This is a genomic window from Streptomyces sp. NBC_00659, from assembly GCF_036226925.1.
In the GTDB taxonomy this organism is placed as follows: domain Bacteria; phylum Actinomycetota; class Actinomycetes; order Streptomycetales; family Streptomycetaceae; genus Streptomyces.
The window spans coordinates 7,765,328-7,791,645 of sequence record NZ_CP109031.1 but is presented as its reverse complement, the minus strand read 5'-3'; the positions used below and the strand labels follow the sequence as shown (position 1 = coordinate 7,791,645).

Genomic DNA, 26,318 nt, shown 5'->3' with positions numbered 1-26,318 from the left:
ATATGACGCCACCCGGCGCCACCACACACCCCCATCTGACACACAGGCACCCGTGGCACCACCACGCGCCGGACAATCATCTCCATGTCTCCGCAGCTCAGAGGCGCAATTCTCAGAGTGAACCGACACGGGGAGCCATTCACGCTTGCGCATGGCGCCATAGTGGTGCCACGATGTCGTCATGGACCTCACTCCGTATGTCGACACCTTGCGCCGAGAACTCGCGGTGGCCGCCGAGGCCGGCGGGGAAGAAGCCCGCCAGCTGGCCGAGCGCCTCACCGCTCCGCTGGAGTCGGCGACGCGCCTGACCATGCTCAACGTGCTCTCCGCCGCGATGGACGAGATCACCCGCGAGCTCGCTCCCGGCTCGGTCGACGTACGACTGCGAGGACTGGACCCCGACTTCGTGGTGACACCGCCGCCTTCCTACGGTGACACCACGGAAGCGGCGGAGGCGCCCGCCGAACCGTTCAGGGCACCGCTGCCCGCCGACGGCGACGAAGGCGGCACCGCCCGCGTCAATCTGCGCCTGCCCGCCCATCTCAAGGCGCGCGCCGAGGACGCCGCGAGCCATGAGGGCCTGTCGGTCAACGCGTGGCTGGTGCGGGCCGTGTCGGCCGCGGTCGACGGCGGAACCCGGCCGCGCGCGACGGGCAGGAACCGCACCATCGGACAGAGCTTCACGGGCTGGGTGCGCTAGCCGCGCCCGCGCCCGCACCACTTCACCCACACACCACGTCCCACCTGCGGGGACGACTCGAGGACCCACGAGGACGGTACAGCCATGCCTTCTTTCGACACCCCCGAACCCATCTCGGTCACCGCCGACGTGACCGCCGGTGCCATCCGCCTCACCGCCGCCGACCGTCCCGACACGGTCGTCGAGGTGCGGCCCCTCGACCCGAAGAAGGACAGGGACGTACGGGCCGCCGAGCAGACCGAGGTCGTGTACGCGGGCGGCGCCCTGACGGTCAGGACCAAGCAGCGCCATCTGATCGGCTCCAGCGGCGCCGTCGCCGTGACGGTCGGCCTGCCCACGGGCTCACAGCTCGACCTGACCTGTTCCTGGACCCAGGTGCTCGCCGAGGGCCGGTTCGGCGAGGTCCGCGTGAAGACCTCGGCCGGAGACGTGCGCCTCGACACCACCGGCCCGCTGAGCCTGACGGCGTCGCACGGCCTGATCACCGTGGACCGCGTCGAGGGCACGGCCGAGATCACCAGCAGCACCGGCAACGTGCGCGTCGGCACGATCGTCGGACCCGCCGTCCTGAAGAACGCGCACGGCACCACGACCGTCGGCACCGTGACCGGCGAGCTGCGGGCGAGCGGCACCAACGGTGGCATCGACATCGCGCGCGCCGAGGCGTCCGTCGCCGGCACCACGACCAACGGACACCTGCGTGTCGCCGAAGTCATGGGCGGTGAGATCAAGTTGGAGACCTCCAACGGCTCCATCGAGGTCGGCATCCGGCGGGGCGTCGCCGCGTGGCTCGACGTGAGTTCCAACCGTGGCCAGGTACGCAACATGCTCGCCTCGTCCGAGGCCCCGGAGGAGACCGAGGGCACGGTCACGGTCCGCGCGCGGACCAACTGGGGCAACATCGACATCCTGCGCGCCAAGTCCTGAACTCCCCCACCCCTGCCTCGGCCCCGGCCTCTTCCCCTTCCAGCGCCTGATGTCACCCGGCCTCCGAACGGAGAGCTCCATGCCTTTTTCTGTCATGCCCATGCCTATTCCCGACCCCGGGCGAGACGTCGGTCCGCAGCCGCCCGCCGCCGTCTCCGCCGTCGGTCTGCGCAAGTCGTACGGCGACAAGACCGTGCTCGACGGCATCGATCTGCGGATCCCGGCCGGTTCCGTCTTCGCGCTGCTCGGACCGAACGGCGCCGGAAAGACCACCACCGTGCAGATCCTGTCCACGCTCGTCGCCGCCGACGGCGGGCAGGCCCAGGTCGCGGGCCACGACATCGCCGCCTCACCCGACGGTGTCCGCGCCGCGATCGGTGTCACCGGGCAGTTCTCCGCGCTCGACGATCTGCTCACCGCCGAGGAGAACCTGCTCCTCATGGCCGACCTGTTGCGTCTCGGCAGGCGCGAAGGACGGCTCCGCGCCAAGGAGTTGCTCCAGCGCTTCGACATCGCGGACGTCGCCGGCAAGCGGGCCGCGACCTTCTCCGGCGGCATGCGGCGCCGGCTCGACCTCGCCATGACGCTGGTCGGCGACCCTCAGGTGATCTTCCTGGACGAGCCCACGACCGGTCTCGACCCGCGCAGCCGCCGCACGATGTGGGACACGGTGCGCTCCCTGGTCGCGGGCGGCACCACCGTGTTCCTCACCACCCAATACCTTGAAGAGGCCGACCAGTTGGCTGACCGGATCGCCGTGCTCGACGGCGGCCGGATCGTCGCCGAGGGCACCGCCGGCGAACTCAAGGCGCAGATCCCCGGCAGCCACGTACGGCTGCGCTTCACCCGGCCCGGCGAGTACGAGCGCGCGGCCGAGGCTTTCCCCGGCGCGGCCCGCGACGACGAGGACCTCGCCCTGCGCGTCGCGGGCGACGGCGGGCTCGACGCGCTGCGCGCCCTGCTCGACCGGCTGGACACCGCCGGTGTCAGGGCCGCCGACCTCTCCGTGCACACCCCCGACCTGGACGACGTGTTCCTCGCCCTGACCGGCGACGGCGCCACCAGGACCGGCACCGGCACCCCGCTTCACGTCAAGGAGACCCTGCGATGAGCACCCTCACCTACGCCGTGCACGACTCGATGACGATGCTGCGGCGCAACCTCAAGCACGCGATCCGCTATCCGAGCGTGTCGCTCGGCGCCGCCATGATGCCGATCCTGATGCTGCTGCTGTTCGTGTACGCCTTCGGCGACTCGATCGGCGCCGGAATGGGCGGCGGCCGGGACGCCTACCTGGAATACCTGACGCCCGGCATCATCATCATGGGTGTGGCGGCCGGGGCGATGTCGACCTCGATCGCGGTCTGCTCGGACATGACGGAAGGCATCATCAACCGCTTCCGCACCATGAACATCACTCGTTCGTCGTTCATGACGGGCCATGTCGTCGGCAGCGTCCTCCAGACGATGGTGAGCATGATCCTGGTCGTGGGCTTCGCCCTCGCCATCGGCTTCCGTTCGGACGCGAGCCCCCTCGAATGGCTCGCCGCCGCCGGTCTCCTCGCGGCCGTCGCGTTCGCGGTGACCTGGCTGTCGGCGGCGCTCGGCCTGATCTCCAAGACCGTCGAGTCCGCGAGCAACAAGCCGCTGCTGGTCCAGTTCCTGCCGTTCCTCGGCTCCGCGTTCGTGCCGGCCGACTCGATGTCCCCGGGCCTTCGCTGGTTCGCCGAGAACCAGCCCTTCACACCGATGACCGAGACGCTGCGCGGTCTGCTCTCCGGGTCGGCGATCGGGGACAACGGCTGGATCTCGCTGGCCTGGTGCGTCGGCATCAGCCTGGTCGGCTACGTCTGGTCGCGCTCGCTGTTCAACAGCACGACCAAGCGCTGAGAACCCGCTTGTCGACCGGCCGGTGAGGGGCGGCCGGGATCCGTGCGCGGCGGATCCCGGCCGCCCCTCACCGGCGTCAACCAGGAGACCGGCGAAGGCAGTTCATCGGCCCGGTCAGATCCGGCTCTCGGTGGCCGTGTCCGCGGACAGCCGCTGGGCCGCGTAGATCGGGATCACGGAGAGCAGGACGAGCACGGCCGCCACGACGTTCACGACCGGGGCCTGCTGGGGCCGGGTCATGTTGTTGAAGATCCAGATCGGCAGGGTCTCGATGCCGGGCCCGGCCGTGAACGTCGTCACGACGATCTCGTCGAAGGACAGCGCGAAGGCGAGCAGTCCGCCGGCCAGCAGCGCCGAGCGCACCAGCGGGAAGGTCACGTCCACGAAGGCCCGGAAGGTGTCCGCTCCCAGGTCCATCGCGGCCTCCTCGTACGAGCCGGACGTACGGCGCAGTCGCGCGACCACGTTGTTGAAGACGACGACGATGCAGAAGGTCGCGTGACCGACGATCACGGTGAACATGCCGAGTCCGACGCCGAGCGGTTCGAGCACCGTGCTGAACGCCGAGTTGAGGGCGATACCCGTGACGATGCCGGGCAGCGCGATCGGCAGGACGACCACGAAGGAGATCGCGTCCCGGCCGAAGAAGCGGTGCCGGGCGACCGCGAAGGCGATCAGCGTGCCCAGGACCAGCGCGATGGCCGTGGCCCCGAGGCCCGCCTTGACCGAGACCCACAGCGCCGAGCGGGCCCCCTCGTTCTCCCAGGCGACCGACCACCAGTGGAAGGTGAGCCCGGACGGCGGCCAGCTCGCGCTGCGGTCCCGGTTGAAGGAGTTGACGAGAACGAGCGCGAGGGGCACGTAGATGAACGCGAAGCCGAGCCCGGCGGCGGCGCGCAGCGCGATGCGCGCGGGACGGGAGAGTTGCACAGCGGGCTCCTCAGAGACTGCTCAGGGCGCCCGTGCGGCGCATCGCAAGGAGGTACACCACGATGACGACGACGGGGACCGTGCCGAGCGCGGCGGCCATGGGCAGGTTCAGTTCGATGTTGGAGTAGACGACGTTGCCGATGAGCTGGGTCTTGCCGCCGACGATCTGCACGGTGATGTAGTCGCCGAGACTGAGCGAGAAGGTGAAGACCGAGCCGGCGGCCACGGACGGCAGGACCATCGGCAGCACCACCGACCGGAAGGTGCGGGCGGCCCCGGCGCCCAGGTCCGCCGACGCGTCGAGCAGGTTGGCGGGGAGCTGCTCCAGCGCGGTGTGGATCGGCAGGATCATGTACGGCAGCCAGAGGTAGGTGAGCGCGATGATCGCCGCGACCGGGCCGTACCCGGGTCCGCTCAGCCCGAGGGGCTTCACCATCCAGTCGGCGAGGCCGTCTTGGGAGAGGATCAGCCGCCAGGCGTACACCTTGACGAGGTAACTGGCCCACAGCGGCGTCAGGATGGCGACGACGAGCAGCGGGCGCCGGGCGGGCTTGGCGATGCGCGCGGTGTAGAAGGCGACCGGGAAGGCGATCACCGCGCACAGGACGGTGACCGCGAGGGCGACGCCGATGCTGCGCAGGATCACCTGCCGGTACACGGGCAGGGTGAAGAGCTGATGGAAGTTGTCGGCCGACCAGACCTTCACGACCTCGGAGGTGAAGGAGTTGGTCGTCCAGAACGCCGAGACGAACAGCACGGCCAGCGAGCCGAGATAGAGCACCGCCAGCCAGAGCAGGGGTGCGGTCAGCAGCAGGGACAGCCGCAGCCGGGGGCGCCGGTGCAGGGTCCCGGCGAGCCGCCGGACGGGGGAGCGTCCGGCGGCCTGCGCGGTGGTGGTCATCGTCCGGTCAGCCCTTGATCTCGGTCCAGGCCTGGACCCACTTCGCGTACGGGACGCACTTGACGTCGGTGCGTCCGTCGAGGCACTGCTCGATGGGCGTGTTCCAGAACGCGATGTTCTTCCAGTAGCTCTCGTCCGTGGCGTGGAAGGTGTCGCAGAAGGACTTGTCGCTGGTGTACCCGCACGCCCGGGCGTTGGCGGGCGCCTCACCGAAGTACTCGGCGACCTGGGCGTTCACCTTCGGCGAGATGATCCAGTCCATCCACTTGTAGGCGCAGTTGGGGTGCTTGGCCTTGGCGGAGACCATCCAGGTGTCGGACCAGCCCGTGGAACCCTCCTCGGGCACGACGGCCTTGACCTTGGCGCCCTCGCCGGCCGCGAGGTTGGCGATGACCTGCCAGGTGGTGCCGACCACGGAGTCGCCACTCTTGAAGGCGGAGATCTCCTTGAGGTAGTCGCTCCAGTACTCCCCCACGTTCGCGTTCTGCTTCTTCAGCAGGGCGACGGCCGCGTCGAACTGCTTCTGGTCGAGGGCGTAGGGGTCCTTGATCTTCAACTCGGGCTTGGTCGCCTTCAGATACAGGGCCGCGTCGGCTATGTAGATGGGCGAGTCGTACGCGGTGACGTGGCCCTTGTTCGCCGAGGCGTCGTCGAAGACCGCGGACCATGAGGTGGGAGCGGGTGTGACCTTCTCGGTGTTGTACATCAGGAGGTTGGCGCCCCGGCCGTGCGGGATGCCGTACATCCGGCCGTCGACGGAGTTCCAGGCGCCCTTCTTCAGGCCGCTGAAGACGTCCTTGTAGTTCGGTACGAGGCCGGTGTTGACCGGGGCCGCGTCGCCCGAGGCGATGAGGCGCAGGGAGGCGTCCCCGGATGCGGAGACCGCGTCGTACTGCCCGGTCTTCATCAGCTTGACCATCTCGTCGGAGCTGGCGGCCACCTTGGAGTTGACCTGGCAGCCGGTCTGCTTCTCGAAGTCGCCGACCCAGTCGACCTTAGGGTCGTTGGAACCGTCCTCGACATAGCCGGCCCAGGCGATCAGGTTGACCTGGCTCTCGGTCTTGCCGAGCTTGGACTGTGCCTTGAGGTCGGGCGGATTGAAGCCGGTGGACGCGGAGGAGCCCGTACCGGACGATCCGCAGGCGGTGGCCGCGAGGAGCACCGCGACAGCGGCGGCGGCCTTGAGGGTTGGGGTGAGGCGCACGGCGTACTCCATACGTGACGGGGGACTGGGCGGGGAAGTCAGCTGGGGTCGGGGACCTGGAAGGCGTGGCGGCGGTGCCACTGGAGCCGGACCCGGGTGCCGCGCAGGGCGGCGACGTCCTCGGAGGAGGTCTCCAGGTTCTGCTGGAGCGCGGTGAGGCGGCCGCCCGCGTCGAGGTCCACCAGGAAGCGGGTGGAGTCGCCCAGATAGACGACCTCGGCGACGGTTCCGGTGGCCGTGGAGTGCTCCGGTTCCGCGACCGTGCCGGTCTCGGCCGACTCCTCGAGGACCCGGATCTTCTCCGGCCGGATGCTGTACGTGCCCGGGGCACCGACGACCTGCTGTGCCGACTGGCCGTCGAGCAGGTTGGAGGTGCCGACGAAGCCCGCGACGAACGCGGTGGCGGGGCGTTCGTAGATCTCGGCGGGGGTGCCGACCTGTTCGACGCGGCCCTGGTTGAAGACGGCGACGCGGTCGCTCATCGTCAGGGCCTCCTCCTGGTCGTGGGTGACGAACACGAAGGTGATGCCGACCTCGCGCTGGATCGCCTTGAGTTCGACCTGCATCTGCTCGCGCAGCTTGAGGTCGAGGGCGCCGAGCGGTTCGTCGAGCAGCAGGACACGGGGACGGCCGACCAGCGCCCTGGCGAGGGCGACGCGCTGGCGCTGGCCCCCGGAGAGCTGGGCGGGGCGGCGCCTGCCGAACCCTTCCAGGCGCACGTCGGCGAGCGCCTTGCGCGCCCGGACCAGGCGCTCCGCCTTGGGCACCTTGCGGACCTTGAGGCCGTAGGCGACGTTCTCCTCGACGGTCATGTGCGGGAACAGGGCGTAGTCCTGGAAGACGGTGTGCACGTCCCGTTCGAAGGGGGCGAGGCCCGTGACCTCCTGGCCCGCCAGTTCGATCCGGCCCTCGGTCGGGCTCTCGAATCCGGCGATCATCCGCAGCACGGTCGTCTTGCCCGAGCCGGACGGACCGAGCATCGAGAAGAACTCGCCGTCGGCTATCTCCAGATCGACTCCGGACACGGCGGTCGTGTCACCGAACGCCTTTCGCAGGCCCTGGAGCCGGATCGCCTTTGCCTCCATGGGCGGGGAACCTTTCTGGTGCAGAGGTACGTTTCAACACTGACCGGAAAGATATGAAGCCATAGTTCAAACTTCAAGACCCCTTTAGAGTAAAGGTTGAGTCAACGCACAAGGTGGTGACCGTGAAGCAACACAGGGGCGACGGCGTCCGCAGAGCCGTCTTCACTCCCGTGGACAACCGCGCGCGCGTCGAGACGGTCGTACACCGGATCGGCGACGCCATCGAGCTCGGGCTGCTCGCCGACGGCGAGCAGCTGCCGGGAGAGATGGAGCTGGCCGGACAGCTCGGCGTGTCCACGGTCACCCTGCGCGAGGCCCTGATGGCCCTGCGCCAGCAGGGACTGGTCACCACGCGGCGCGGGCGCGGTGGCGGCAGCTTCGTCTCGCTGCCCGAAGTACCGGGCGAGGAAAGGCTGTTGGCCAGGCTCGCCGAATGGAGCACCGAGGAACTGCGGGACCTGGGCGACCACTGGGCGGCTGTGTCCGGAGCGGCTGCCCGGCTCGCGGCGCAGCGCACGGAACCGGACGACCTCAAGGCGCTGTGGCGCACCCTGGACGACCTGTCGTCCGCCGAGGACGCCGCCGCCCGCAGCCGCGTCTACGGCCGCTTCCACGTCGAGCTCGCCGCGGCGGCGCAGTCCGCCCGGCTGACCCGTGAACAGGTCGTGCTGCAGACGGAAGTGGGCGCGCTGCTGTGCCTCGTGCTCGGGGACGACGAATATCGTGAAGAAGTCGCAGACCGTCACCGCTCCGTAATCTCGGCCGTGCAAGATGGGGCCCACGATGCGGCCAGAGCACTGGCCGAGCGGTGCGTGGTGGACTCGACGGCGCGGCTCATCACCCTGCGCCTCTCGATGCCGCGTGCCGCTTCAGGCAGGCGTCCCCTGGAGGGCACCCATGAGCAGGAGCCCCGGCCGGGCCGGCGCGACGGCGACGCTTGAGGCTCCCGAGGCGGCCGTCGCCGCTCGGGTCCGCGGCACTCTGGAGGCCGTCTTCGACGCGGTCGCCGAGACCCGGGACCAGACGGCCGCGCTGCTCACCCGCCTCGCCGCCGAGGGCCGCCGCCCCGCGACGGTGCATCTGGCGGCCCTGCGCCCGGGACTGCATCTGCGGCTCACCCGCCAGGAGTTGGTGTCCGGTGCCGGTTTCGTGGCGGCACCGGGGCTGCTCGGTGACGTACCGGCGTGGCTGGAATGGTGGCAGCAGGACTCCGACGGTGGCGTAAGGCCGCTGCTGCTCGACCTCGATCCGGCGCGCTCCGCGTACTCGGACTACACGCACTGGGACTGGTTCGCCCTCCCCCGCGACACGGGACGGCGCGCGGTCGCCGGGCCCTACGTCGACTACCTCTGCTCCGACGAGTACAGCCTGACCCTGTCCGCGCCGGTCCACGTGGAGGGCCGGTTCGTGGGGGTCGCCGCGGCCGACGTGTATCTGCGGCACTTCGAGGCCGAGGTCGTCCCGCTCCTGCAACGGCTGCCCGGGGCCGCCTACCTGGTGAACGCGCGGGGCCGGGTGGCCGCGTCCGCGGACCCCGCCCATCTGGCCGGATCGCTCACCAGGGGACCGGACTTCGCGGCGGTGCTGGCGGCGGCCCGGAGCACGCGCCACGGGGACCTGCGGCTCGTGCCCTGCGACAGCGTGCCCCTCGTCCTCGTGACGCCGGCCGGCTGAACGGGCGCCGCCCCCGAGCCACCCGCGCGCCCTGCACGTGCATCAACCGGGCACGTGCGCCGACGCGGATACGCTGCGGCTACGCGCGTCACACCGCGCGAAGCTCCGCCGCGCCGTTGCGCGTCTTGCGTGCTCTGCGCGGTCCGCCCGTGACCGGCCGGACCGCCTCGCGCAGCACCAGGGTGATCCGCGAATAGCCCATGCCCTGAAGGGCTTTGGGGGTCTCGTCGACGATCCGGCAGTCCGTGCTGCCCCAGCGGGGATCGGGGTGGACCAGCGGGCGCACGGCTCCGTCGTGCTCGACCCCGCGCGGGCCGACCGCCTCGATCCAGTGCGGCAGGCCGTGCCGGTAGGCGGCGTCCATGATCGGGTCCTGCGCGATGTCCCGGCGGATCGCCTGGAGTCCGCGGTCCTGGCCGTTGCGCTCCACCGCCGCGGCGAAGTGCGCGAGCATCGGCAGACACCAACTCGACTCGTGCTCACCGAGAATCGATCCCGCGTCCGGATGAAAAAGGACGAAGCGCAGGAAGTTGTCGCCCGGCATGGCGGTCGGATGCGCGCCGACGCCGTCGAAAAGTGTCTCGAAGGCGACGTTGGACAGCACGACGTCCCAGCGGTCGTCGAAGACGAAGGAGGGGAAGGGCACGGCCTCGAGGAGCGTGGCGTAGTCCTGGAGGTACGCCTGCGCTTCGAGACTCTCGGGGACAGGTCGCGGCTGGGACCGCTGCCTTCCTGCCTGGTACGCCATCGGGAGGTCACCCCTCTTGCCTCTGCGGCCTTCACGCGGCGCCCCGATCCTGCTGCCCCGGGGACGGGCGTGTCAACTATCGTGGCATTTGGCGCTTGTTGACGGCTGAATCTCGCCACAGTTGTGGCGAGACCTGGATGTGAGTTCGAGCGAGCGGCTAGGCTCCGGTTGGTCCCCGGCTTTGCCGTCGGGATGGTTCCTGACCCTCGTGTCCACATGGTTCCCGAACTTCGTGAGAGCCACCTGAGAGAGACGTAGGAGATCTGTCGGTGACGGATGGCTTCGAGGTTCCGTGCGCCACGGCGACGGTTCTGCTGCAGGCCGTCGTGGCCAGGGTCACCGCACTCGCCGACCGGCTCGGCGTGCCGCACGCCGAAGTCTTCGACATCCGGCGACTGTCGGCCGAGTCCGGTGTCCCCGAACCCGTGGCGAAGGCACTGCTGAGCGGCCGCCCCGCCGGCGAACCCGACCTTCAGGCACGCTTCCTGCAACGCCTCGACCTGCTGCGCCGCACCCGGCTCAAGCCCAACGGCCGCCGCTACACGCAGCAGGAGATAGCGGACGGCGCCGGTATGTCGCGCCAGCAGGCGGGCGCCCTCATCAACGGCGACCGGCGCCCCACCATGGAGCACTGCGACGCGATCCAGCGCTTCTTCCGGGTGCACGCCGGATTCCTCACGGCCGAGGACTCCGAAGCGCTCGTGGGCGCCCTCCAGCGGTCGGAACAGGAGCTCCTGCAACGGCTCGCCGACCGCGAACGCGCCGCGGTCTCCGTCGCCCACGATCCGCTCGAACGGCTGCTCCTGGACCACGGCGTCCGCGGAATCGCCTGGCGGGCCGCGCAGTTGCCCACCGACCAGCACCGGGACAAGGTCGCGGAATGGCTGGACATGCTTCTGGAGAGCGTCAAACGGCCAGAGTCGTGAGCCGGGGGAGATCAGTGGGCATCGGAAGGGAAATGCGCCGCCTGTGCGGCGAGCTGGTCTCGGAGCTCTCGCTCCCCGCGCCGGCGGCCCCCGCCGACCTCTACACAGCGCTCTGCGGCGCGATGAGCCGACGCCGCGGCCGTCCCGTCCAGTTCCGTACGGCCGCGTTCCCGCCCGGCACCGCCAGCGGACTGTGGCTCGACATGGCCGAACAGGACCTGGTCGTCATCGAGGAACGCACGGCGCCCGACCACCAGTTGGTCATCCTCGGCCACGAGCTGTGGCACATGAAGGCCGGACACTGCAGCCATCACGTCGACGGCGCGGCCGTCGCGGCGCGCTTACTCGGCGACGGGGCCGACCTCCAGGCCACCGTCCTGAAAGTGGCGGCGCGCACCCGCTTCGATCTCGCCGACGAACAGGAGGCCGAGAGCTTCGGTCTTCTGCTCGCCAGCAAGTGCCGTACCTGGCTGGCCGGTTCCTCACTGCGCGGCCCCGTGCAGCGGCACGGTCTGGCCGGCCGCATCGAGGCCTCCCTGGGCTGTCGCGGGCCGCGAGGCTGAAGGTCCCGGGAGCATGGACGGATCGAGCTACTACATCCCGGCCGTCGCCATGGGCGCGGCGATCGCGTTCAAAGGGCCCTCACTGCTGCGCGGCTGGCGCGACCCGCTGCTGCGTTCCGTCGGCGTACTCCTCGCCCTCGCGGGGCTGGTGTTCCTCTTCGCGGCCCCGCCGACCATCGCCGCGGTCAACGACGTCACCGGGATACCCAACATCTCGGCCCCCCTCGTCTACTGCCTGCTGAGCGCCTACAGCGCCTCGTGCCTGGTGCTGATCATCAACTGGCGCGGCGGACCGCCCGAGGTGACCCGGCGGCTCTCCCGGCGCTGGACCCTCGGGTACACCGTGGTCGGCCTGGCACTGATCGTCCTGTTCGCCCTCGGGGATGCCTCCGTCGAACGGCTGCGCGACCTCGACACGTACTACGCCAACACCCCCTTCATCCGCGAGATGATCGTCCTGTATCTGGCGTCGCTCACGGTCGCCGGTGTCGCGATGAACATCATGTGCTGGCGCTGGGCGATCCAGGTCCGCGGCCGGCTGCGCGCCGGGCTGGTGATCATCGCCTTCGGGTCGCTGTGCAACATCCCTTACTCCGCGGCCAAGTTCACCGCGGTGGTCGCCCGCTGGAACGACACGGACCTGGACGGCCTCAGCACCAATCTGGCCCCCCTGCTCGCCTCCGCCGGGGCCCAGATCACCGCCGTCGGCTTCTGCCTCCCCCTCGCCTGGCGGCGTATCGAGGACAGCTGGAACACCTGGTCGGCCTATCGCCGGCTCGGCCCGTTGTGGCGCGAACTGAAGCCGGTCTCCGTTCCGGAGGACCGCGCGGTGCGGATGTCCTGGTGGTCGCCCGCCGAACTCCAGGTCACCCAGCGGGAGTCCGACATCCACGACGGCATGCTCAGCCTCTACCCCTACTTCGACTCCGAGGTGCGCTCCCGGGCGTACGGAGCCGCGGTCGCGGCGGGCTCCTCCGCCGCCGAGGCGCACGCGGAGGCGGACGCGGCGATGGTGACCGTGGCGGTGCGGGCCAGGGCCGCGGACCCGGAAGGCCGTGTCATCAGCTCGGCCGAGACGGCGGAAGCGCCGCCCGCGACCGGATCCACGTCCGCGCACACCGACGGCCGGCGCGATCTCGTGCGCATGTCGAACGCGCTGCGCCACTCGCCGGTCGTCGCGGCCGTCCGGGGACGGACGGCGACCGGGCCCGAGCACGACACCCGCGAACGAACCGGCTGACGGCGCCCACGGTCCCCCGTCCGGCCCTCAGGTCGCGCTGCGTTCGCTCGCCTCGCGCAGGTCCCGCTCCACCTCGCGGTTGCGGACGGTGTCCGGCTGCCCCGCCGCCGTACCCGGGCGCCCGGCACGCAGCAGCTCGCGCCAGTGCTCGCGGCTCCAGTCGGCCGGACCGGTGGTGGCCGTGAACTCCTCGACCAGGGCGAGGAAGCGCGCCGGATCGCTGTGGAACGGGAAGTGGCCCGCTCCCTCGAAGATCTCCAGGCGGCTGCCCGGCATGGCCGCGTGCGCTCCGTGGGCGTGCCGCACCGGTACCACGCTGTCCCGGTCTCCCCAGAGCAGCATGGTGGGCATGCCCTCGGTGAGATAGCAGCGGTCGAGCATGGTGACCGCCTGGCCGCGCCAGTCGACGACGGCCCGCAGGGTCCGGATGAACGCGCTGCGGGAGGTCGCGTCGGGCAGCGCGTCCACGAGGTTCAGCAACGACGGGGCGTCCTGGGCCAGATCGGTGTCGAGCAGACGCATCAGACGCAGGAACAGACCCACGTTCAGCCGCATGCCGGGCAGCCGCAGCGTGGCGAGCAGCAGATGGGCTCCGGGCAGCGACACGGCACGCAGGACGGGGTTGACCTCGCCGCCGACACCGCCCGCGCTGACCAGGATCAGCCGCTCGGTGCGCTCGGGGAACTGGTAGGCGAACTGCATCGCCACTCCCCCGCCCAGCGAATGCCCGACCAGGGTGGCGGACTCGATGTCGAGCGTGGCGAGCAGATCACGTACGCCGTTGGCGTAGGCGGCCACCGAGTAGTCGGCGCGCGGTTTGTCGGACGCGCCGTGGCCGAGCAGGTCGGGCGCGATCACGGTGTGGGTGCGGGCGAGGTCGGGGATCAGCTCCGCCCAGGTCGCCGAGGAGTCGCCTATGCCGTGGATCAGGACGAGCGCCGGGCCCTGCCCCGCCATCCGGTAGGCGCGCCGGTAGCCGTGCACGAGGCGGTGTCGCAGACGCAGTTCTCCGTCACCGACCGAACGCAGCCGCGCGGTGCGCCGCGGCTGCCGGGGCTGTACGTCGACCACGGGCGAACCTCCCGTTCCCAGGCCGCCGCGAAGGCGGCTCCCGAGCCGCCGGCCGGCGGCTTGCGAGGCCGTCCGGTGGGCGGCCCCTGCTCTCCCCCCAGCGTAGGGGCCCTGTTCCACCAGGGGTTTCCGTGAGGTTTCGCCTCCGCTAAGCGGGCGAACCTCCAGGGACCGAAACCGGATTGTCAGTGGCGGACGGCAAGCTGGGTTCAGGACCAGTGTCACGACAAGCCGACCAGGGAGTGCCGTCCGATGCCGACCGCCGTACTGACCGACCACGAACGCGCCGCCGTGCAGGCCTACCTCCGTCTCCTCCAGACGGTGCGGGCAGCTTTCGACGGCCCGCCGGACGGAAGCAGGCCACCCATGGTCCCGCCCGCCGTGCTCGCCGAGACGGAACGGGCGCTGAAGGCGGCGGGCCTCGCGGGCAACGAGGACGCGTTCTTCGAACTGTTGCACGCCTGGTGCCCGGAACCGGGCTGACCGCGCGCAGTCGGCGCCGGGACCGCGCCGGGGTGGCGGCGTACGGTCAGGCGCCGGACCCCGGCACCGGGCCCGGCCCGGTGTGCGGGACCGTGACCGCCGTCGCGACCAGGCCGCCCCGGACCGTCCAGCGGCCGGTGAAGGTCTGGACGGCAAGGCCGTCCACCACGGGCCCGGGGACGAGGAGCCGGGCGCTCAGATCGCCCGAGAGGCCGTCCGTGACGGGAGCCCGGTCGAGGGAGATGTCGATGTCCGCCTCGGAGAAGTCGAGCCACTTGCCGGTGAGCGGGAACCACGCCTTGTAGACCGACTCCTTGGCGCTGAACAGCAGCCGGTCCCAGTGGACTGCGGGCACCCGGGCGCCGAGCCGGATCAGACGGTCGGACTCACCGGGGAGGGCGACGGCGTCCAGGACGTCCTCGGGGAGTGCCAGATGGGGTTCGGCGTCGATGCCGAGAGAGACGAGATCGCCGGCGTGGGCGAGCGCGGCCGCGCCGTAGCCCTCGCAGTGGGTCATGCTGCCGATGACGCCCGCCGGCCACCGCGGGGCCCCGCGCTCGCCCGGCAGCACGGGTCCCGGGGCCACACCCAGCTTCTCCATGGCGCGCCGGGCACAGACGCGCACGGTGGCGAACTCGCGGCGCCGCTTGCCCACGGCCCGGGTCAGGAGCGCCAGTTCCTCGGGGTAAAGGCTCGCGTCCCCGGCCGGATCGTCACCGTGGCTCTCCACGGCCACCACCGACTCCGGAAGCAGCTCCTCCATCACCGGCTTTGACCTCCATCGGCAGAATGCGGCGCAGCGTGCCCGGCGGTCCCGGTCGCTTACGCCATTCTCGCGGATAGCCCACCGACACCTCTTCGAACCGGACACCCTCGTGCCAGGTGGTCCGGGGGATGTGCAGATGTCCGTAGACCATGGTCTCGACCCGGAACCTGCGGTGCCAGTCGGCGGTCGCCGCCGTGCCGCACCACATGGCGAACTCGGGGTGCCACAGGACGTCCATCGGGTGACGGTCCAGGGGGTAGTGGTTGACCGGGACGACCGGCAGGCCCTCGGGGATCTCGGCGAGTCTGCGCCCGGTCTCGGCCACCCGGGCCCGGCACCACTCCTCGCGGCTCGGATACGGGTCGGGGTGCAGCAGGTACTCGTCCGTGCACACGATGCCGGTCCCCTGGGCGTACGCGAGCCCCTCCGCCTTGGTGGCACAGCCCTGCGGCAGGAAGGAGTAGTCGTAGAGCAGGAAGAGCGGCGCGACGACCGCGGGGCCGCCCGGCCCGTTCCAGACGGGGTAGGGGTCCTCGGGGGTGATGACGCCCAACTCCCGGCACAGGGCGACCAGATGCTCGTAGCGGGCCACTCCGCGGAGCTGGACCGGATCCTTGGGATGGGTCCACAGCTCATGGTTGCCCGGCACCCAGACGACCTTGCGGAAGCGGTCGGCGAGCGTCCGGAGGGCCCACCGGATGTCTTCGACGATCTCCCCGATGTCACCGGCCACCAGGAGCCAGTCCCGGTCCGTCTCGGGACGCATGTTCTCGACCAGGGCGCGGTTCTCGGCGTAGCCGATGTGCAGGTCGCTGATGGCCAGCAGGTTTCCTGCATCGCCGTCTGTCGGCCGCACGCGCCACCCCCGTAGAAAGCGAATGCCAACACAACAGCACACGCTCCCGCCGAGGGACAAGGAGGCCCGGTCGGGCAGGCAGCCGAATCCGTAACACGCCCGTAGCAGCATCATGGTCCCGCGCCCCTTATGATCGCCCCAACACCACCGCTCGAATCTGCTTTGGCGTGCGACGGCTCGGTGTACCTCCCCTACCCCTGGCCGGGCCCGGCCCGCTCCGCCGTGCCCGCAAACCCTGAATGGTGGCTTGCATGGGCTCTCGCGTACGCGTCTGGCTCAACCGCACGTACGCGGAGAACGTGTTCTTCATGGACCAGCTGCGAAATAATCCGCAGCACCGCGCGGTCGAGATCCATGCCACCCACGGCGACGCCGACTCGCCCGTCCTGGCCGCCGCCGACACCGCCGAGCCGGAGCCCGAGGGCCTGTCGCCGCGCGCCTACGTCGAGTACGCCCTCGACATGTGCGCACGCCGTTCCATCGACGTGTTCGTGCCGGTCCTGCACCAGGACGCGATCGTGGCGCAGCGCGCCGAGTTCGCGGCGCTCGGTACGGCGCTGCTGGCCCCGCCCGCGGAGGCGGTCGCGGTCTTCCACGACAAGGTCGTCGCGTACCAGGCCGTGGAGGCCGTGGGTATTCCCGTTCCCCCGTGGTGGCGGGTCCGTACGGCGGAGGAACTGGTCGCGGCGGTCGAGGAGTTGGAGGCCGCGGGCGAGCGGGCCTGCTTCAAGCCGGCGGCGGGCGCGGGCGGGGTGGGCTTCCGGGTGATCACCCGTTCCCCGTTCTCGCTCATGCACCTCAACGGCTTCCCGAGCCCGTACGTGCCTCTGGACCTGGTGGTGGAGGCGCTGCGCACGGCCGAGGAGCCCGTCGACTGGCTGGTGATGCCGCACCTCGGGCAGCCGGAGGTGTCGGTGGACTGCCTCACCGGGCCGGACGGCCGGGTCCGTATGGCCATCGGGCGCACGAAGAACGGCCGGCGCCGCGGATTCACACTCGACGACGCGTGGACCGGTCCCGCCCGGCTGCTCGCCGAGGCGTTCGGGCTGCACTACCTGTCCAACATCCAGTTCCGCATGTACGGCGACGAGCCGGTGCTGATGGACGTGAACACCCGTCCGGCGGGCGGGCTGCACCAGACCGCCCAGTGCGGGGTCAACGCCCCTTGGGCCGCTGTGCAGTTGGCGCTGGGCGAGGAGCCGGGCGAGCTGGTCCCGCCGTTCCTCGGAGCGGACTACACGGTGGTCGCGGGGCCGCGTCCGGTGCGTCCGGTGCCGCTGCCCGCGCAGCGGCCCGACTCGGGCGCGCCCACCCTGTCCGCGATGCCGGCGCAGGCCATGGAGCCGGCGTCCGCGCAGTCCGCCCCGGTCGAGGCGACCGCCTCCGCCGTTCCCGCCCAGGCCGCCACGGCCGCGATCGCGCCTGCCTAGGGTCAGCACCCACAGCCCCTGGCTTCCCCCCTCCCCCCCTTTACCGGTCTGGACCAATTCCCGCGCAGTGTCTTGACAGCGGGATTGGTCCATACCAACTTGGTTGCGCACCTCTCTGCACTCCCGAACACCCCCATATCCCCAGGGAGATCGCGTGCGCATGACCATGCTCAGACGTTCCAGACATCGATTCCTCGCCCTGCTGGGCACGGCCGCGCTGGCCCTCGCCGGCGCGGTCGCCCTTCCGGGTACGGCCGAGGCGGCCAACATCCTGTCCAACCCCGGATTCGAGACCGGCAGCCTCTCCCCCTGGTCCTGCTCCGGCAACCTGGGGTCGATCGTCTCCAGCCCCGTGCACGGTGGCTCCAAGGCCCTCGCGGGGGCGGCGAGTTCGAGCGACACCGCACAGTGCACCCAGACCGTCCCGGTCCAGCCGAACACGACGTACAGCCTCTCCGGCTGGGTGCGCGGCAGCTATGTCTACCTCGGTGTGGACGGCGGTGCCTCGACCTGGACGACATCCCCGTCGGCGTACAGCCGGCTCACCGTGTCCTTCACCACCGGCGCCTCGCAGACCAGCGCCAAGATCTACCTCCACGGCTGGTACGCGCAGGGCACCTACTACGCCGACGACGTCAGCCTCGACGGTCCCGGCGGCGGTGGCGGCAGCGACACCCAGGCGCCGACCACGCCCACCGGCCTGAAGTCCACGGGCAAGACGTCCTCCAGTGTGTCCCTGTCGTGGACCGCGTCGAGCGACAACGTCGGCGTCACGGCGTACGACATCTACAGCGGCTCCAACAGGCTGCTCAGCGCCCCGGGTACGAGTGCCACGGTCAGCGGACTGTCCGCGAGCACCGCGTACTCGTTCACCGTCAAGGCGCGTGACGCGGCCGGGAACACCTCCCCGGCCTCCAACTCCGTGAGCGTCACCACGGACGCGGGCGGCGGTGGCGGCACCGGCTTCAAGCAGGCCGCTCCCTATCTGTACGAGGGCTGGGGCGATCCCCCGAACCCGACCACGGTGATGAGCGCGACCGGGATCAAGTGGTTCACGATGGCGTTCGTGCTCGACTCCGGTGGCTGCAACCCGGCCTGGGACGGCAGCCGTGCGCTGACCGGCGGTGTCGACCAGACGGCGATCAACCAGATCCGTTCCGCGGGCGGTGACATCGTCCCGTCGTTCGGCGGCTGGCAGGGCAGCAAGCTCGGCGCCAACTGCTCCTCGGCGAGCGCGCTCGCCGGCGCTCTGCAGAAGGTGATCGACGCCTACGGCCTCAAGGCCATCGACATGGACATCGAGAACACCGACGAGTTCGAGAACGAGGCCGTCCAGGCGAAGATCCTGACCGCGCTGAAGACCGTCAAGGCCAACAACCCCGGCCTGAAGACGATCATCACCTTCGGCACCTCGACGACCGGCCCGACCTACTACGGCAACCGGCTCATCGAGCAGGCTCAGTCCCTGAACGCGAACATCGACGTCTTCACCATCATGCCGTTCGACTTCGGCGGCGGCTCCGACATGTACGGCAACACGGTCAACGCCACCGAGGGGCTGAAGACCAAGCTGAAGTCGGCCTTCGGCTGGGACGACGCCACGGCCTACTCCCACATCGGCATCTCCGGCATGAACGGTCTGTCCGACCAGCAGGAGAACACGACCCCGGCGATCTGGACCTCGATCCGCGACTGGGCCAACTCCCATCACATCGCCCGGCTCGCCTACTGGTCGGTCAACCGCGACCGGTCCTGCCCCGGGGGCGGCGTGGTGAGCAACTGCTCCGGCATCAGCCAGAGCACCTGGCAGTTCACGTCGATCACAGCCGGCTTCACAGGCTGACGACGACGGAACACGGGAAGCGCGGTGGGCCGCCCGGGACATCCGGGCGGCCCATCTCGTCATGCTCGTACGTCAGTTGTCGGCCGTCAGTCTCAGCCGTCAGCCGTCAGCCGTCGCCCGTCAGCCGTCGGACTCCGACGACGGGAGGTAGGCGCCCGGCACGTCCTGCGGCGCGAAGATCCGGTGCTCACCGGGGTACGGCTTGGTCCACCCGTGCGTCTGGTACCAGGTGAAGTGGTTCATCTGCGCGGGGTTGGCGAAGTCGGGAACGGCGTTGGGCCCGGTCAGCCGCTGGTGCGACTTCCAGGTGTCCCACTTCGCCGCCAGGGCCCGTTTGTCCGCCGGAACCTTCGCCGACGGCACCGGCGCCGCGGCGGGGTCCTGCGGCGCGGGGGTGTCCAGGCCGCAGGAGGGCGGGGTCTTGAGCCCGTCGGTCAGCGAGGTCCGGTTGGGCAGCGCGGTGAACGGCGTGTAGTCCGCGTGCCGGGTGAACGCCGCGCTCATCGGGGTGGCGGCGCTGTCCTTCTGGTTCATCGGGTGGACCCCGAGGATCTGCTCGATGGTCCGGATCAGCGTGATCTGCGTGTAGTAGTGGCTGTCGACGACGCCGCGCCGGGCCCAGGGGCTGATGATCTGGACCGGGGCACGGTGGCCGTCGACGTGGTCGAGACCGGCCTGGGAGTCGTCCTCGACGACGAAGATCGCCGAGTCCTTCCAGTACTTGCTGTGCGAGATCTCGTCGACGATCCGGCCGGTCGCGAGGTCGTTGTCCGCGACCTGGGCGGCCGCGTTCGCCGGACCGCCGGTGTGGTCGCTGGAGAGCCAGAACATGTTCAGGTTCGCCGGCCCGTTCTTCTCGAAGTCACGCTTCCAGATCTCCTCCCGGTAGATGTCCGGGACGCTGGTGTCGAACTTCGGGAAGCCGTGCACGGAAACGTCGTTGAGCGACGGGATCGGCGAGGACGAGTTCAGCGTGTACGCGGTGTCCTGCCCGGTCGACGCCATGTTCTTGGAGTCGCAGTACAGGTTCTGCCAGCTCGCGCCCGCCGGCTTGGTCAGGAACTGCTGGAACTCGCCGAAGTCCCGGGCCGACTTCCCCGTCGCCTGCGTGCCGGTCCACAGGAACCCGGTCCGCTGGTGGCCGAGGGCGTCGTCCTCGGTGTCGTAACTGCGCTGGTACTCACCGGCGGAGGACTCGGTGTACTCCGGATCGTCCGCCTGCATGAGCCAGTTGTGGCCCTCGGCAGAGTTCGTGCCGATGTCGTACGTGTTGTCGTACAGCCCGAACTGCCGTGCCAGGGCATGCTGGTTGGGCGTCACGTTCTCGCCGAACTGCGCCAGCGACGGGTCGCCGTTGCCCTCCGGGACATCCCCGAAGACCTGGTCGTAGGTCCGGTTCTCCTTGACGAGCAGGAAGACGTGCTTGATCGTCGAGGGGTCGCCGAGCCGCAGCGGGACGGGCACCGGCTTCGCGTGGCTCCTGCCCTTGGACTGGATGACGGAGCCGCGGGTCCAGCCGTTCTGCCGGAAGACCTTGGCCGTCCGGGCCCTGATCACGCTGTCGTCCGGCAGCGTGAACCGCTGCACGCTCGACGTCGTGTCGTGGGTGCCGTGCCCGGCACTCGTGGTGGGCCGACGGGCGTCGATGCCACGGGTGTTGGAGACCACCACGTCCTTGCCGACGGCGGCGATCTCGGCGGGGAAGTAGTCCGTCGGGAGCAGGCCGATGTAACGGACCGGATCCTGCGGGGACCGGTACCGGTAGACGGCCACGGCGTTGGCACGGCCGAGCGTCACCAGCAGATGGCCGTCGTCGGTGAGCGTCACCGCGTCGGGCTCGTAGCCGACCGACGCCTCCGGCCACGGCTGGGTCGCGATGGTCTGGACGACCTTGTCCTTGGCGGTGTCGATGACGGACACGTCGTTGGTCGCGGTGTTGGTGACGAACAGCGCCTTGCCCTTGGCGTACAGGGCGGTCGGGTGCAGACCGACGGGGATGCTCGCGACGGGCGCGGCCGGGTCCGCCAGGTCGATGACGCTGACGGTGCCGGTGGTGGTGGCAGCCGTGACCGGGTCGGCCGGCACCTGGGTGTTGTAGGAGTTGAGCGTGGTGTCGCCGGCCTGCGCCGGACGCCCGCCCTCGTTGCTCACGTAGAGCTTGGTTCCCACCTCGGCCATGTCACGCGGGGCGTTGCCCACGTTCCAGCTCTGCCGGACGGTCCCGGTCGCCGCGTCGATCGCGACCACCCGGTTCTGTCCGTTGACCGCGGAGTACACGGTGGAGCCGTCGGACGAGAACACCGCCTCACCCACCAGCGCGTGCTTGGGCCCGTCCGCCGCGACCGGGACGAACACCGGGGCGGTGACGCCGCCGTCCGGGTTCACGGTGAACCGGGTGTAGCCGTCGGTCTGGCCCAGCCAGAGCTGCGAACCGTCGGGAGAGTACGTCGGGCCTTCCTGGCCCACGCTGTTGCCGCTGATGCGCGGCACCGACGACGCGGCGCTGCTGACAAGCTGCTGCACCTTCCAGTTCTTCAGGTCGACGATCGACAGGGCGCTCCCGCCGTCGGTGACCGAGGCCGCGAGGTGCGTGCCGTCCGGGCTGACCGAGGACGACATGATCTTCCCGTTGTTCACGACGAGCCGGTCGCCGTACGGGGCGATGTACTGGTCGCTGGAGACGACCTGGCCCCGGTCGGTGACCTGGCCGACCTGGTCGGTGCCGAACTGGCGCGTCTGGGCGAACGCGGCCCCGGCGGCGACGAGGGCGAGGACGGTGGTGCCCACCGTCACCAGAGGTATCCGTCTGCCGGTGGGTCTGCCGAGAAGGCCCTTGCGCCCCTTCTCGTCACTCCGGCGGCGGCGCGTTACCTGCATGGAGTCATCCCTTCGAGGTGGCGAGCAGGTCGACGTTGCCGTCGAACTGCCACAGCGGGTTCGGTGCGTCCCCGGTCGGTGTGCGGACGAGGAAGTAGCCGTTCACCTCCTTCGGTCCGTCGCCGTCGGCCATGTATCGCCCGTCCGGGGTGACATCGAGCTGGTAGACGGCCGTCCCCACGGCGTCGACGCCGGGAAGGTGCCAGGAGATGACACAGCGCCAGTCGTTGCCCGGCCCCTCGGCCGCGACCTTGACGCTGCCCTTGTCGCAGCTGGCCGTGACCTTCAGCTGAGCCTCCGTGACGGCGGGGCGGTTGAGCTGAGCGGTCTGGAGCCGGTAGAGGTGGGCGAACGCCGTGGCGGCCGAACGCTGCACCTTGTCCTGCTCGATCCCGGAGCCCGTGGCCCCCGTGGCGGCGCCGACGACCGCGACCGTCACGGCGGCCAGCGCGACGAGCGGCAGGACTCCGGTGATGACCGCGCCGCGGCCCGAGCCGTCGTGCGCCACGTCGGTGAAGTCGCGCCGCATGAAGAGCACGTAGGCCGGCGCGGTCGCGGTCACGGCCCACAGCAGGCTGACGACGATGCCGATGAGGAGCGGGCCGGGCTGTGCGGGGCTGGTGAACAGACCGTTCCAGGCGATGAAGGCGTAACCGGGCAACGCGAGGCGCACGGCGACGGGGAGCGGCATCATCTGGGCGAGCTGCATCGCGAGCGCGACGAGCGCGGGCAGCAGGAGCCCCATCGGGGACCGTCCCAGAGTGATGGACCCGAGCAGGCCGATCGCGGCGAGGGCCAGGGTCGGGGCGAGGACACAGACCCAGGCGAGCAGGACCTTGCCGGCGGCGTCCGCCGGTGTCAGGAGGTGTCCGTCGAGGCCGACCAGCGGCTGGTCGCCCACCGCGACGAGGCCGCCGGCCGAGCTGGAGGCGACCAGTCCGGCCACGAGCAGCAGGATGACGGTGAGACCGGCCAGTGCCTTCGCGGCGAAGATCCGGCGCGGCGACCTGACCGCCACGAGCAGATGGCGCCAGGTGCCGAGCCGGTCCTCGGAGGCGAACACGTCGCCGGCCACGACCGAGGTCAGCAGGGGGAGCGCCCAGGTTCCCGCGAAGCCGAGCATCACCAGCGCTCCGGCCCACCCGGTGGCGTGCATCCAGCGGCCGAAGAGGGTGTCGACGGGGAGCGTGCTCTGCCGGCTCACCGCGGCGACGAAGAGGGCCGGCACGATCCAGCAGGCGAGGAGCAGCAGCCGGATCCGCCACTGTGAGACGAGTTTGACCAGCTCGAAGCGGTACACACGCGCGACCGGGACACGGGGGGAGGCGGCGACCGCTTCCTCCGGGCTCTGTGCTCCGAGGTCACCGTCCTCGGCGACGGTCGCTGTCATCTGCCGGTCTCCTTCTGCTCGGTGAGGGCGAGGAACGCGGCTTCGAGAGGCGACACCACGGGGGCGAGCTCGCGCAGCGCGATGCCCGCGCGCACGAGCCCCACGACCAGTTCGTCGACGGCGGGAACCAGCGCGCGCACGACGAGCGCCTCGGCGTCGTGCCGTGGTGTGGCGTCGTCGACGACACGGATCCCGGCCGTGTCGAGGGCCAGCAGACGGGCGGCCCCGGGGTCGGAGGTGAGGACCCGGTAGTCGAGTTCACGGTTCTCGGAGGCCAGCTTGCTCAACGGGCCGGTGAAGACGACCCGTCCGGTCGCGAGGATGGTGGCTTCGGAGCACAGTGCCTGGAGGTCGTCCATGCGGTGGCTGGAGAGAACCACCGCGGTTCCGTTCGCCGCGAGCCGGTCGAGGACACCGTGCACATGGCGTTTGCCGGCCGGGTCGAGGCCGTTGGACGGTTCGTCGAGCACCAGCAGCCGGGGCTCGGTGAGCAGGGCGGCGGCCAGGCCGAGCCGCTGACGCATGCCGAGGGAGTAGCCGCGGGCCGGGTCGTCGGCGACATCGGTGAGCCCGACCTGGTCGAGCACGTCGTCGACCCCGGCCGCCCGCGCACCCTGGCCGCGGAGTGCGGCCAGGGCGGCGAGGTTCTGCCGGGCGGTGAGCGAGGGGTAGAGGCCGGGCCCGTCCACGAAGCCGGCGACACCGTCGGGGGCGGCGAGCGCCCGCCGCAGGGGGGTGCCGAGGATCTCCAGGCGGCCTTCGTCCGCGACGGCCAGGCCCAGCAGGAGACCGAGCAGGGTCGTCTTGCCTGCGCCGTTCGGTCCGACCAGTCCGTGGATCCGGCCCCGTGCCACATCCAGATCGACGCCGTCGAGTGCGACGACGTCGCCGAAGCACTTGGTGATCCCGCGAGCCCGGACGGCGAGGGGTCTGTCCATGAGTCCCTTGAGTCCCTTCCTTCGAAGCACTCGACGCACTCGAAGCACTCAGGGACCTTAGGGACGCTACACAACGCGGGCACAGACAGCGGGTTGAACACGCAGGGAACGGATCGTCAAGGCGTCGGCAAGTCCGGTGCGCAAAGCGGGTGTCATCGAGACGGACCCGGGCAACGCCCGCGGACGTCGCCCGGGTCGGGCGCTCGCTTCTCCTTCACGGCCGTACGGCCCTCTCCGTCGATCCCTACGTCAGGTAGGCCAGGCCGGGGTGTACAGCCGTGTAGCCGTCGAGCAGGGCGTGCGCCACGTTCACGGAGTCGACGAGCGGGTGCAGGGCGAAGGCCTTCACCGCGGTCGTACGGGAACCCGACTCGGCCGCGGAGAGCACCTCCCGCTCGACCGCCTTGACCGCGCACACCAGTCCGGTGGCGTGGCCCGGCAACGGGTCGACGGTGACGGGGTGCGCGCCGTTGGCGTCGACCAGACACGGAACCTCGATGACGGCCTCGGCGTCGAGGACGCCCAGCGTGCCGCGGTTGCGGACGTTGAGGATCAGGGTCGTCCGTTCGTCGCGGGCGATGGCCCGCATCAGCGCGAGCGCCACCTTCTCGTAGCCGCCGGAGAGGTCGTCGTCCTCGCGTTCCCCGGCACCGGCGGCGTCCCGGTTCTCGGCCATGTACGTCGCCTCGCGCTCCGCCCGGGTGCGGTCCCAGGCGGTCAGGGCCGCCGCGTCGGGGCGCCTCATCTCCTCGTAGAAACCGGCCTGTTGGTCGCGCAGGAACGCGCCGCGTGTCTTCTCGGCCCGCTGATAGGCGCGGACGGTCTCCCGGTTGAAGTAGTAGTAGTGCAGGTATTCGTTGGGGACCGCGCCGAGGGACTGGAGCCACTGCGGGCCGAAGAGCCGGCCCTCCTCGAAGGAGCCGAGCAGGTCGGGGTCGGCGAGCAGACGCGGGAGTTCGTCGCGGCCGCCGACGCGCAGACCGCGCACCCAGCCGAGGTGGTTGAGCCCGACGTAGTCGATCCACGCCTCGCCCGGGTGCGCGCCGAGGACCCTGGCGATCCGGCGCCCGAGGCCGACCGGGGAGTCGCAGATGCCGATCACGCGGTCGCCGAGGTGGCGGGACATGGCTTCGGTGACCAGTCCGGCCGGGTTGGTGAAGTTGATGACCCAGGCGTCGGGCGCGAGCCGGGCCACCCGCCGCGCGATGTCCACGGCGACGGGCACCGTGCGCAGGCCGTACGCGATGCCGCCGGCGCCGACCGTCTCCTGGCCGAGGACGCCCTGGGCGAGGGCGACACGCTCGTCCTCGGCCCGGCCCTCCAGACCCCCGACGCGGATCGCGGAGAAGACGAAGTCGGCGCCGCGCAGGGCCTCGTCGAGGTCGGTGGTGACGGTCACCTCCGGTGCGTCCGGGTCCCCGGCCGCCTGCTCGGCGAGGACGCGGGCCACGGCGGAGAGCCGTCCCCCGTCCAGGTCGTGCAGCACGACCCGGGTCACGCGGCCCTCGGCCCGGTCCCCGAGGAGTGCCCCGTACACGAGCGGGACACGGAATCCACCGCCGCCCAGAATGGTCAGCCTCACGCAAGTACCACCTTCGCAGTTCGTGCGGGGACGCAGGCCGCACGGCGAGGGAGCACGCCACGACCGCCTGTTTCACCCACGTCTTCCAGGAATCAGCGTGCCACCGCGTCCACGGGCTCGTCCGTCACCGCCACGTCGAGACCTCGGGCGTCACCGCCGCGTCGAGTCCTCGTCCCGCGGACTCGACCCCTCGCACCCGACGGGCAGCGGCGAGGGTGGACCCGCCGACCACTGGGCGCCATCGAGCCGACCCCGGGGCTTCAGGACGGTTTCATCCGGGGGCCCTGGGACCGC

Annotated in this window: 24 protein-coding genes; 12 read left to right on the top strand and 12 right to left on the bottom strand. The window is 70.6% G+C overall.

The annotated features are described in order from the left end of the window. Positions 1 to 181 precede the first annotated feature (181 nt). From OG410_RS34030 to OG410_RS34015, 4 genes are all read left to right on the top strand, one after another. Positions 182 to 700, top strand: a complete 519-nt coding sequence (locus OG410_RS34030; protein ID WP_329302613.1) for a hypothetical protein — start codon at positions 182 to 184, stop codon at positions 698 to 700. Between the two features lie 84 nt (positions 701 to 784). After that, entirely contained in the window at positions 785 to 1,627 is an 843-nt protein-coding gene (locus tag OG410_RS34025; protein WP_329302612.1) for a DUF4097 family beta strand repeat-containing protein, read from the top strand. Between the two features lie 100 nt (positions 1,628 to 1,727). Next, a complete protein-coding gene (locus OG410_RS34020) occupies positions 1,728 to 2,738 on the top strand; it encodes an ATP-binding cassette domain-containing protein (protein WP_329302611.1) in 1,011 nt (336 codons plus the stop codon). Then, a complete protein-coding gene (locus OG410_RS34015) occupies positions 2,735 to 3,517 on the top strand; it encodes an ABC transporter permease (RefSeq protein ID WP_329302610.1) in 783 nt (260 codons plus the stop codon). Before OG410_RS34020 ends, OG410_RS34015 begins: the two co-directional genes overlap by 4 nt. Before the next feature lie 114 nt (positions 3,518 to 3,631). On the opposite strand, the gene OG410_RS34010 is transcribed toward OG410_RS34015, so the two are convergent. From OG410_RS34010 to OG410_RS33995, 4 genes are read right to left on the bottom strand one after another with little or no spacing between them, the layout of a single operon-like run. Next, positions 3,632 to 4,447, bottom strand: a complete 816-nt coding sequence (locus OG410_RS34010; protein ID WP_329302609.1) for an ABC transporter permease — start codon at positions 4,445 to 4,447, stop codon at positions 3,632 to 3,634. A gap of 10 nt (positions 4,448 to 4,457) precedes the next feature. After that, positions 4,458 to 5,348 carry an ABC transporter permease gene (locus OG410_RS34005; protein WP_329302608.1) on the bottom strand — a complete coding sequence of 297 codons (891 nt, stop codon included), beginning with the start codon at positions 5,346 to 5,348 and terminating at the stop codon, positions 4,458 to 4,460. 7 nt (positions 5,349 to 5,355) lie between these two features. Then, the gene (locus OG410_RS34000) at positions 5,356 to 6,564 is read right to left on the bottom strand and encodes an ABC transporter substrate-binding protein (RefSeq protein ID WP_443063833.1); all 1,209 of its coding nucleotides are present in this window, start codon (positions 6,562 to 6,564) and stop codon (positions 5,356 to 5,358) included. Between the two features lie 26 nt (positions 6,565 to 6,590). Further along, positions 6,591 to 7,637 (bottom strand): ABC transporter ATP-binding protein, encoded by a 1,047-nt coding sequence (locus tag OG410_RS33995; RefSeq protein ID WP_329302606.1) that lies wholly within the window; start codon positions 7,635 to 7,637, stop codon positions 6,591 to 6,593. Positions 7,638 to 7,759: 122 nt separating this feature from the next. On the opposite strand from OG410_RS33995, the gene OG410_RS33990 reads away from it, so the two are divergent. Continuing rightward, entirely contained in the window at positions 7,760 to 8,578 is an 819-nt protein-coding gene (locus OG410_RS33990; protein ID WP_329302605.1) for a FadR/GntR family transcriptional regulator, read from the top strand. Next, on the top strand, positions 8,535 to 9,311 hold the full coding sequence (locus tag OG410_RS33985) for a cache domain-containing protein (protein ID WP_329302604.1): 777 nt from the start codon (positions 8,535 to 8,537) through the stop codon (positions 9,309 to 9,311). The genes OG410_RS33990 and OG410_RS33985 overlap by 44 nt, the downstream gene beginning before the upstream one ends. 88 nt (positions 9,312 to 9,399) lie before the next feature. On the opposite strand, the gene OG410_RS33980 is transcribed toward OG410_RS33985, so the two are convergent. After that, the gene (locus tag OG410_RS33980) at positions 9,400 to 10,059 is read right to left on the bottom strand and encodes an MmyB family transcriptional regulator (protein ID WP_329302603.1); all 660 of its coding nucleotides are present in this window, start codon (positions 10,057 to 10,059) and stop codon (positions 9,400 to 9,402) included. A 269-nt stretch (positions 10,060 to 10,328) separates the two neighbouring features. Here OG410_RS33980 and OG410_RS33975 point away from each other — a divergent pair, with 269 nt between their 5' ends. From OG410_RS33975 to OG410_RS33965, 3 genes are read left to right on the top strand one after another with little or no spacing between them, the layout of a single operon-like run. Then, on the top strand, positions 10,329 to 10,985 hold the full coding sequence (locus tag OG410_RS33975; RefSeq protein ID WP_328672567.1) for a helix-turn-helix domain-containing protein: 657 nt from the start codon (positions 10,329 to 10,331) through the stop codon (positions 10,983 to 10,985). Between the two features lie 32 nt (positions 10,986 to 11,017). Then, positions 11,018 to 11,548, top strand: coding sequence for a toxin-antitoxin system, toxin component (locus OG410_RS33970; RefSeq protein ID WP_326790721.1), 531 nt, complete (start codon positions 11,018 to 11,020; stop codon positions 11,546 to 11,548). Positions 11,549 to 11,561: 13 nt separating this feature from the next. Further along, positions 11,562 to 12,788, top strand: a complete 1,227-nt coding sequence (locus OG410_RS33965; RefSeq protein WP_329302602.1) for an MAB_1171c family putative transporter — start codon at positions 11,562 to 11,564, stop codon at positions 12,786 to 12,788. A 27-nt stretch (positions 12,789 to 12,815) separates the two neighbouring features. On the opposite strand, the gene OG410_RS33960 is transcribed toward OG410_RS33965, so the two are convergent. Beyond that, complete coding sequence (locus OG410_RS33960; RefSeq protein WP_329302601.1) at positions 12,816 to 13,859, bottom strand: alpha/beta fold hydrolase; 1,044 nt, start codon at positions 13,857 to 13,859, stop codon at positions 12,816 to 12,818. Positions 13,860 to 14,111: 252 nt separating this feature from the next. Between OG410_RS33960 and OG410_RS33955 the strand changes: the two genes are divergently transcribed. After that, on the top strand, positions 14,112 to 14,342 hold the full coding sequence (locus OG410_RS33955; protein WP_328446158.1) for a hypothetical protein: 231 nt from the start codon (positions 14,112 to 14,114) through the stop codon (positions 14,340 to 14,342). A 46-nt stretch (positions 14,343 to 14,388) separates the two neighbouring features. Here the strand turns inward: OG410_RS33955 and OG410_RS33950 are convergent, their stop codons facing one another. Next, positions 14,389 to 15,108, bottom strand: coding sequence for a 4'-phosphopantetheinyl transferase family protein (locus OG410_RS33950; RefSeq protein ID WP_329302600.1), 720 nt, complete (start codon positions 15,106 to 15,108; stop codon positions 14,389 to 14,391). After that, positions 15,056 to 15,964: a metallophosphoesterase family protein gene (locus tag OG410_RS33945; protein WP_329302599.1), complete on the bottom strand. Its 909-nt coding sequence runs from the start codon at positions 15,962 to 15,964 to the stop codon at positions 15,056 to 15,058. The genes OG410_RS33950 and OG410_RS33945 overlap by 53 nt, the downstream gene beginning before the upstream one ends. A gap of 251 nt (positions 15,965 to 16,215) precedes the next feature. On the opposite strand from OG410_RS33945, the gene OG410_RS33940 reads away from it, so the two are divergent. After that, the gene (locus OG410_RS33940; RefSeq protein ID WP_329302598.1) at positions 16,216 to 17,394 is read left to right on the top strand and encodes an ATP-grasp domain-containing protein; all 1,179 of its coding nucleotides are present in this window, start codon (positions 16,216 to 16,218) and stop codon (positions 17,392 to 17,394) included. 160 nt (positions 17,395 to 17,554) lie between these two features. Further along, on the top strand, positions 17,555 to 19,237 hold the full coding sequence (locus tag OG410_RS33935; RefSeq protein ID WP_329302597.1) for a carbohydrate binding domain-containing protein: 1,683 nt from the start codon (positions 17,555 to 17,557) through the stop codon (positions 19,235 to 19,237). 120 nt (positions 19,238 to 19,357) lie between these two features. Here the strand turns inward: OG410_RS33935 and OG410_RS33930 are convergent, their stop codons facing one another. The 4 genes from OG410_RS33930 to OG410_RS33915 form a co-directional block, all read right to left on the bottom strand. Beyond that, complete coding sequence (locus OG410_RS33930) at positions 19,358 to 22,114, bottom strand: bifunctional YncE family protein/alkaline phosphatase family protein (protein WP_329302596.1); 2,757 nt, start codon at positions 22,112 to 22,114, stop codon at positions 19,358 to 19,360. 4 nt (positions 22,115 to 22,118) lie between these two features. Further along, positions 22,119 to 23,504 carry an ABC transporter permease gene (locus tag OG410_RS33925; protein WP_329302595.1) on the bottom strand — a complete coding sequence of 462 codons (1,386 nt, stop codon included), beginning with the start codon at positions 23,502 to 23,504 and terminating at the stop codon, positions 22,119 to 22,121. Beyond that, complete coding sequence (locus OG410_RS33920; protein WP_329302594.1) at positions 23,501 to 24,442, bottom strand: ABC transporter ATP-binding protein; 942 nt, start codon at positions 24,440 to 24,442, stop codon at positions 23,501 to 23,503. The genes OG410_RS33925 and OG410_RS33920 overlap by 4 nt, the downstream gene beginning before the upstream one ends. 244 nt (positions 24,443 to 24,686) lie before the next feature. Continuing rightward, positions 24,687 to 26,024, bottom strand: a complete 1,338-nt coding sequence (locus OG410_RS33915) for a 6-phospho-beta-glucosidase (protein WP_329302593.1) — start codon at positions 26,022 to 26,024, stop codon at positions 24,687 to 24,689. Positions 26,025 to 26,318: the final 294 nt, after the last annotated feature.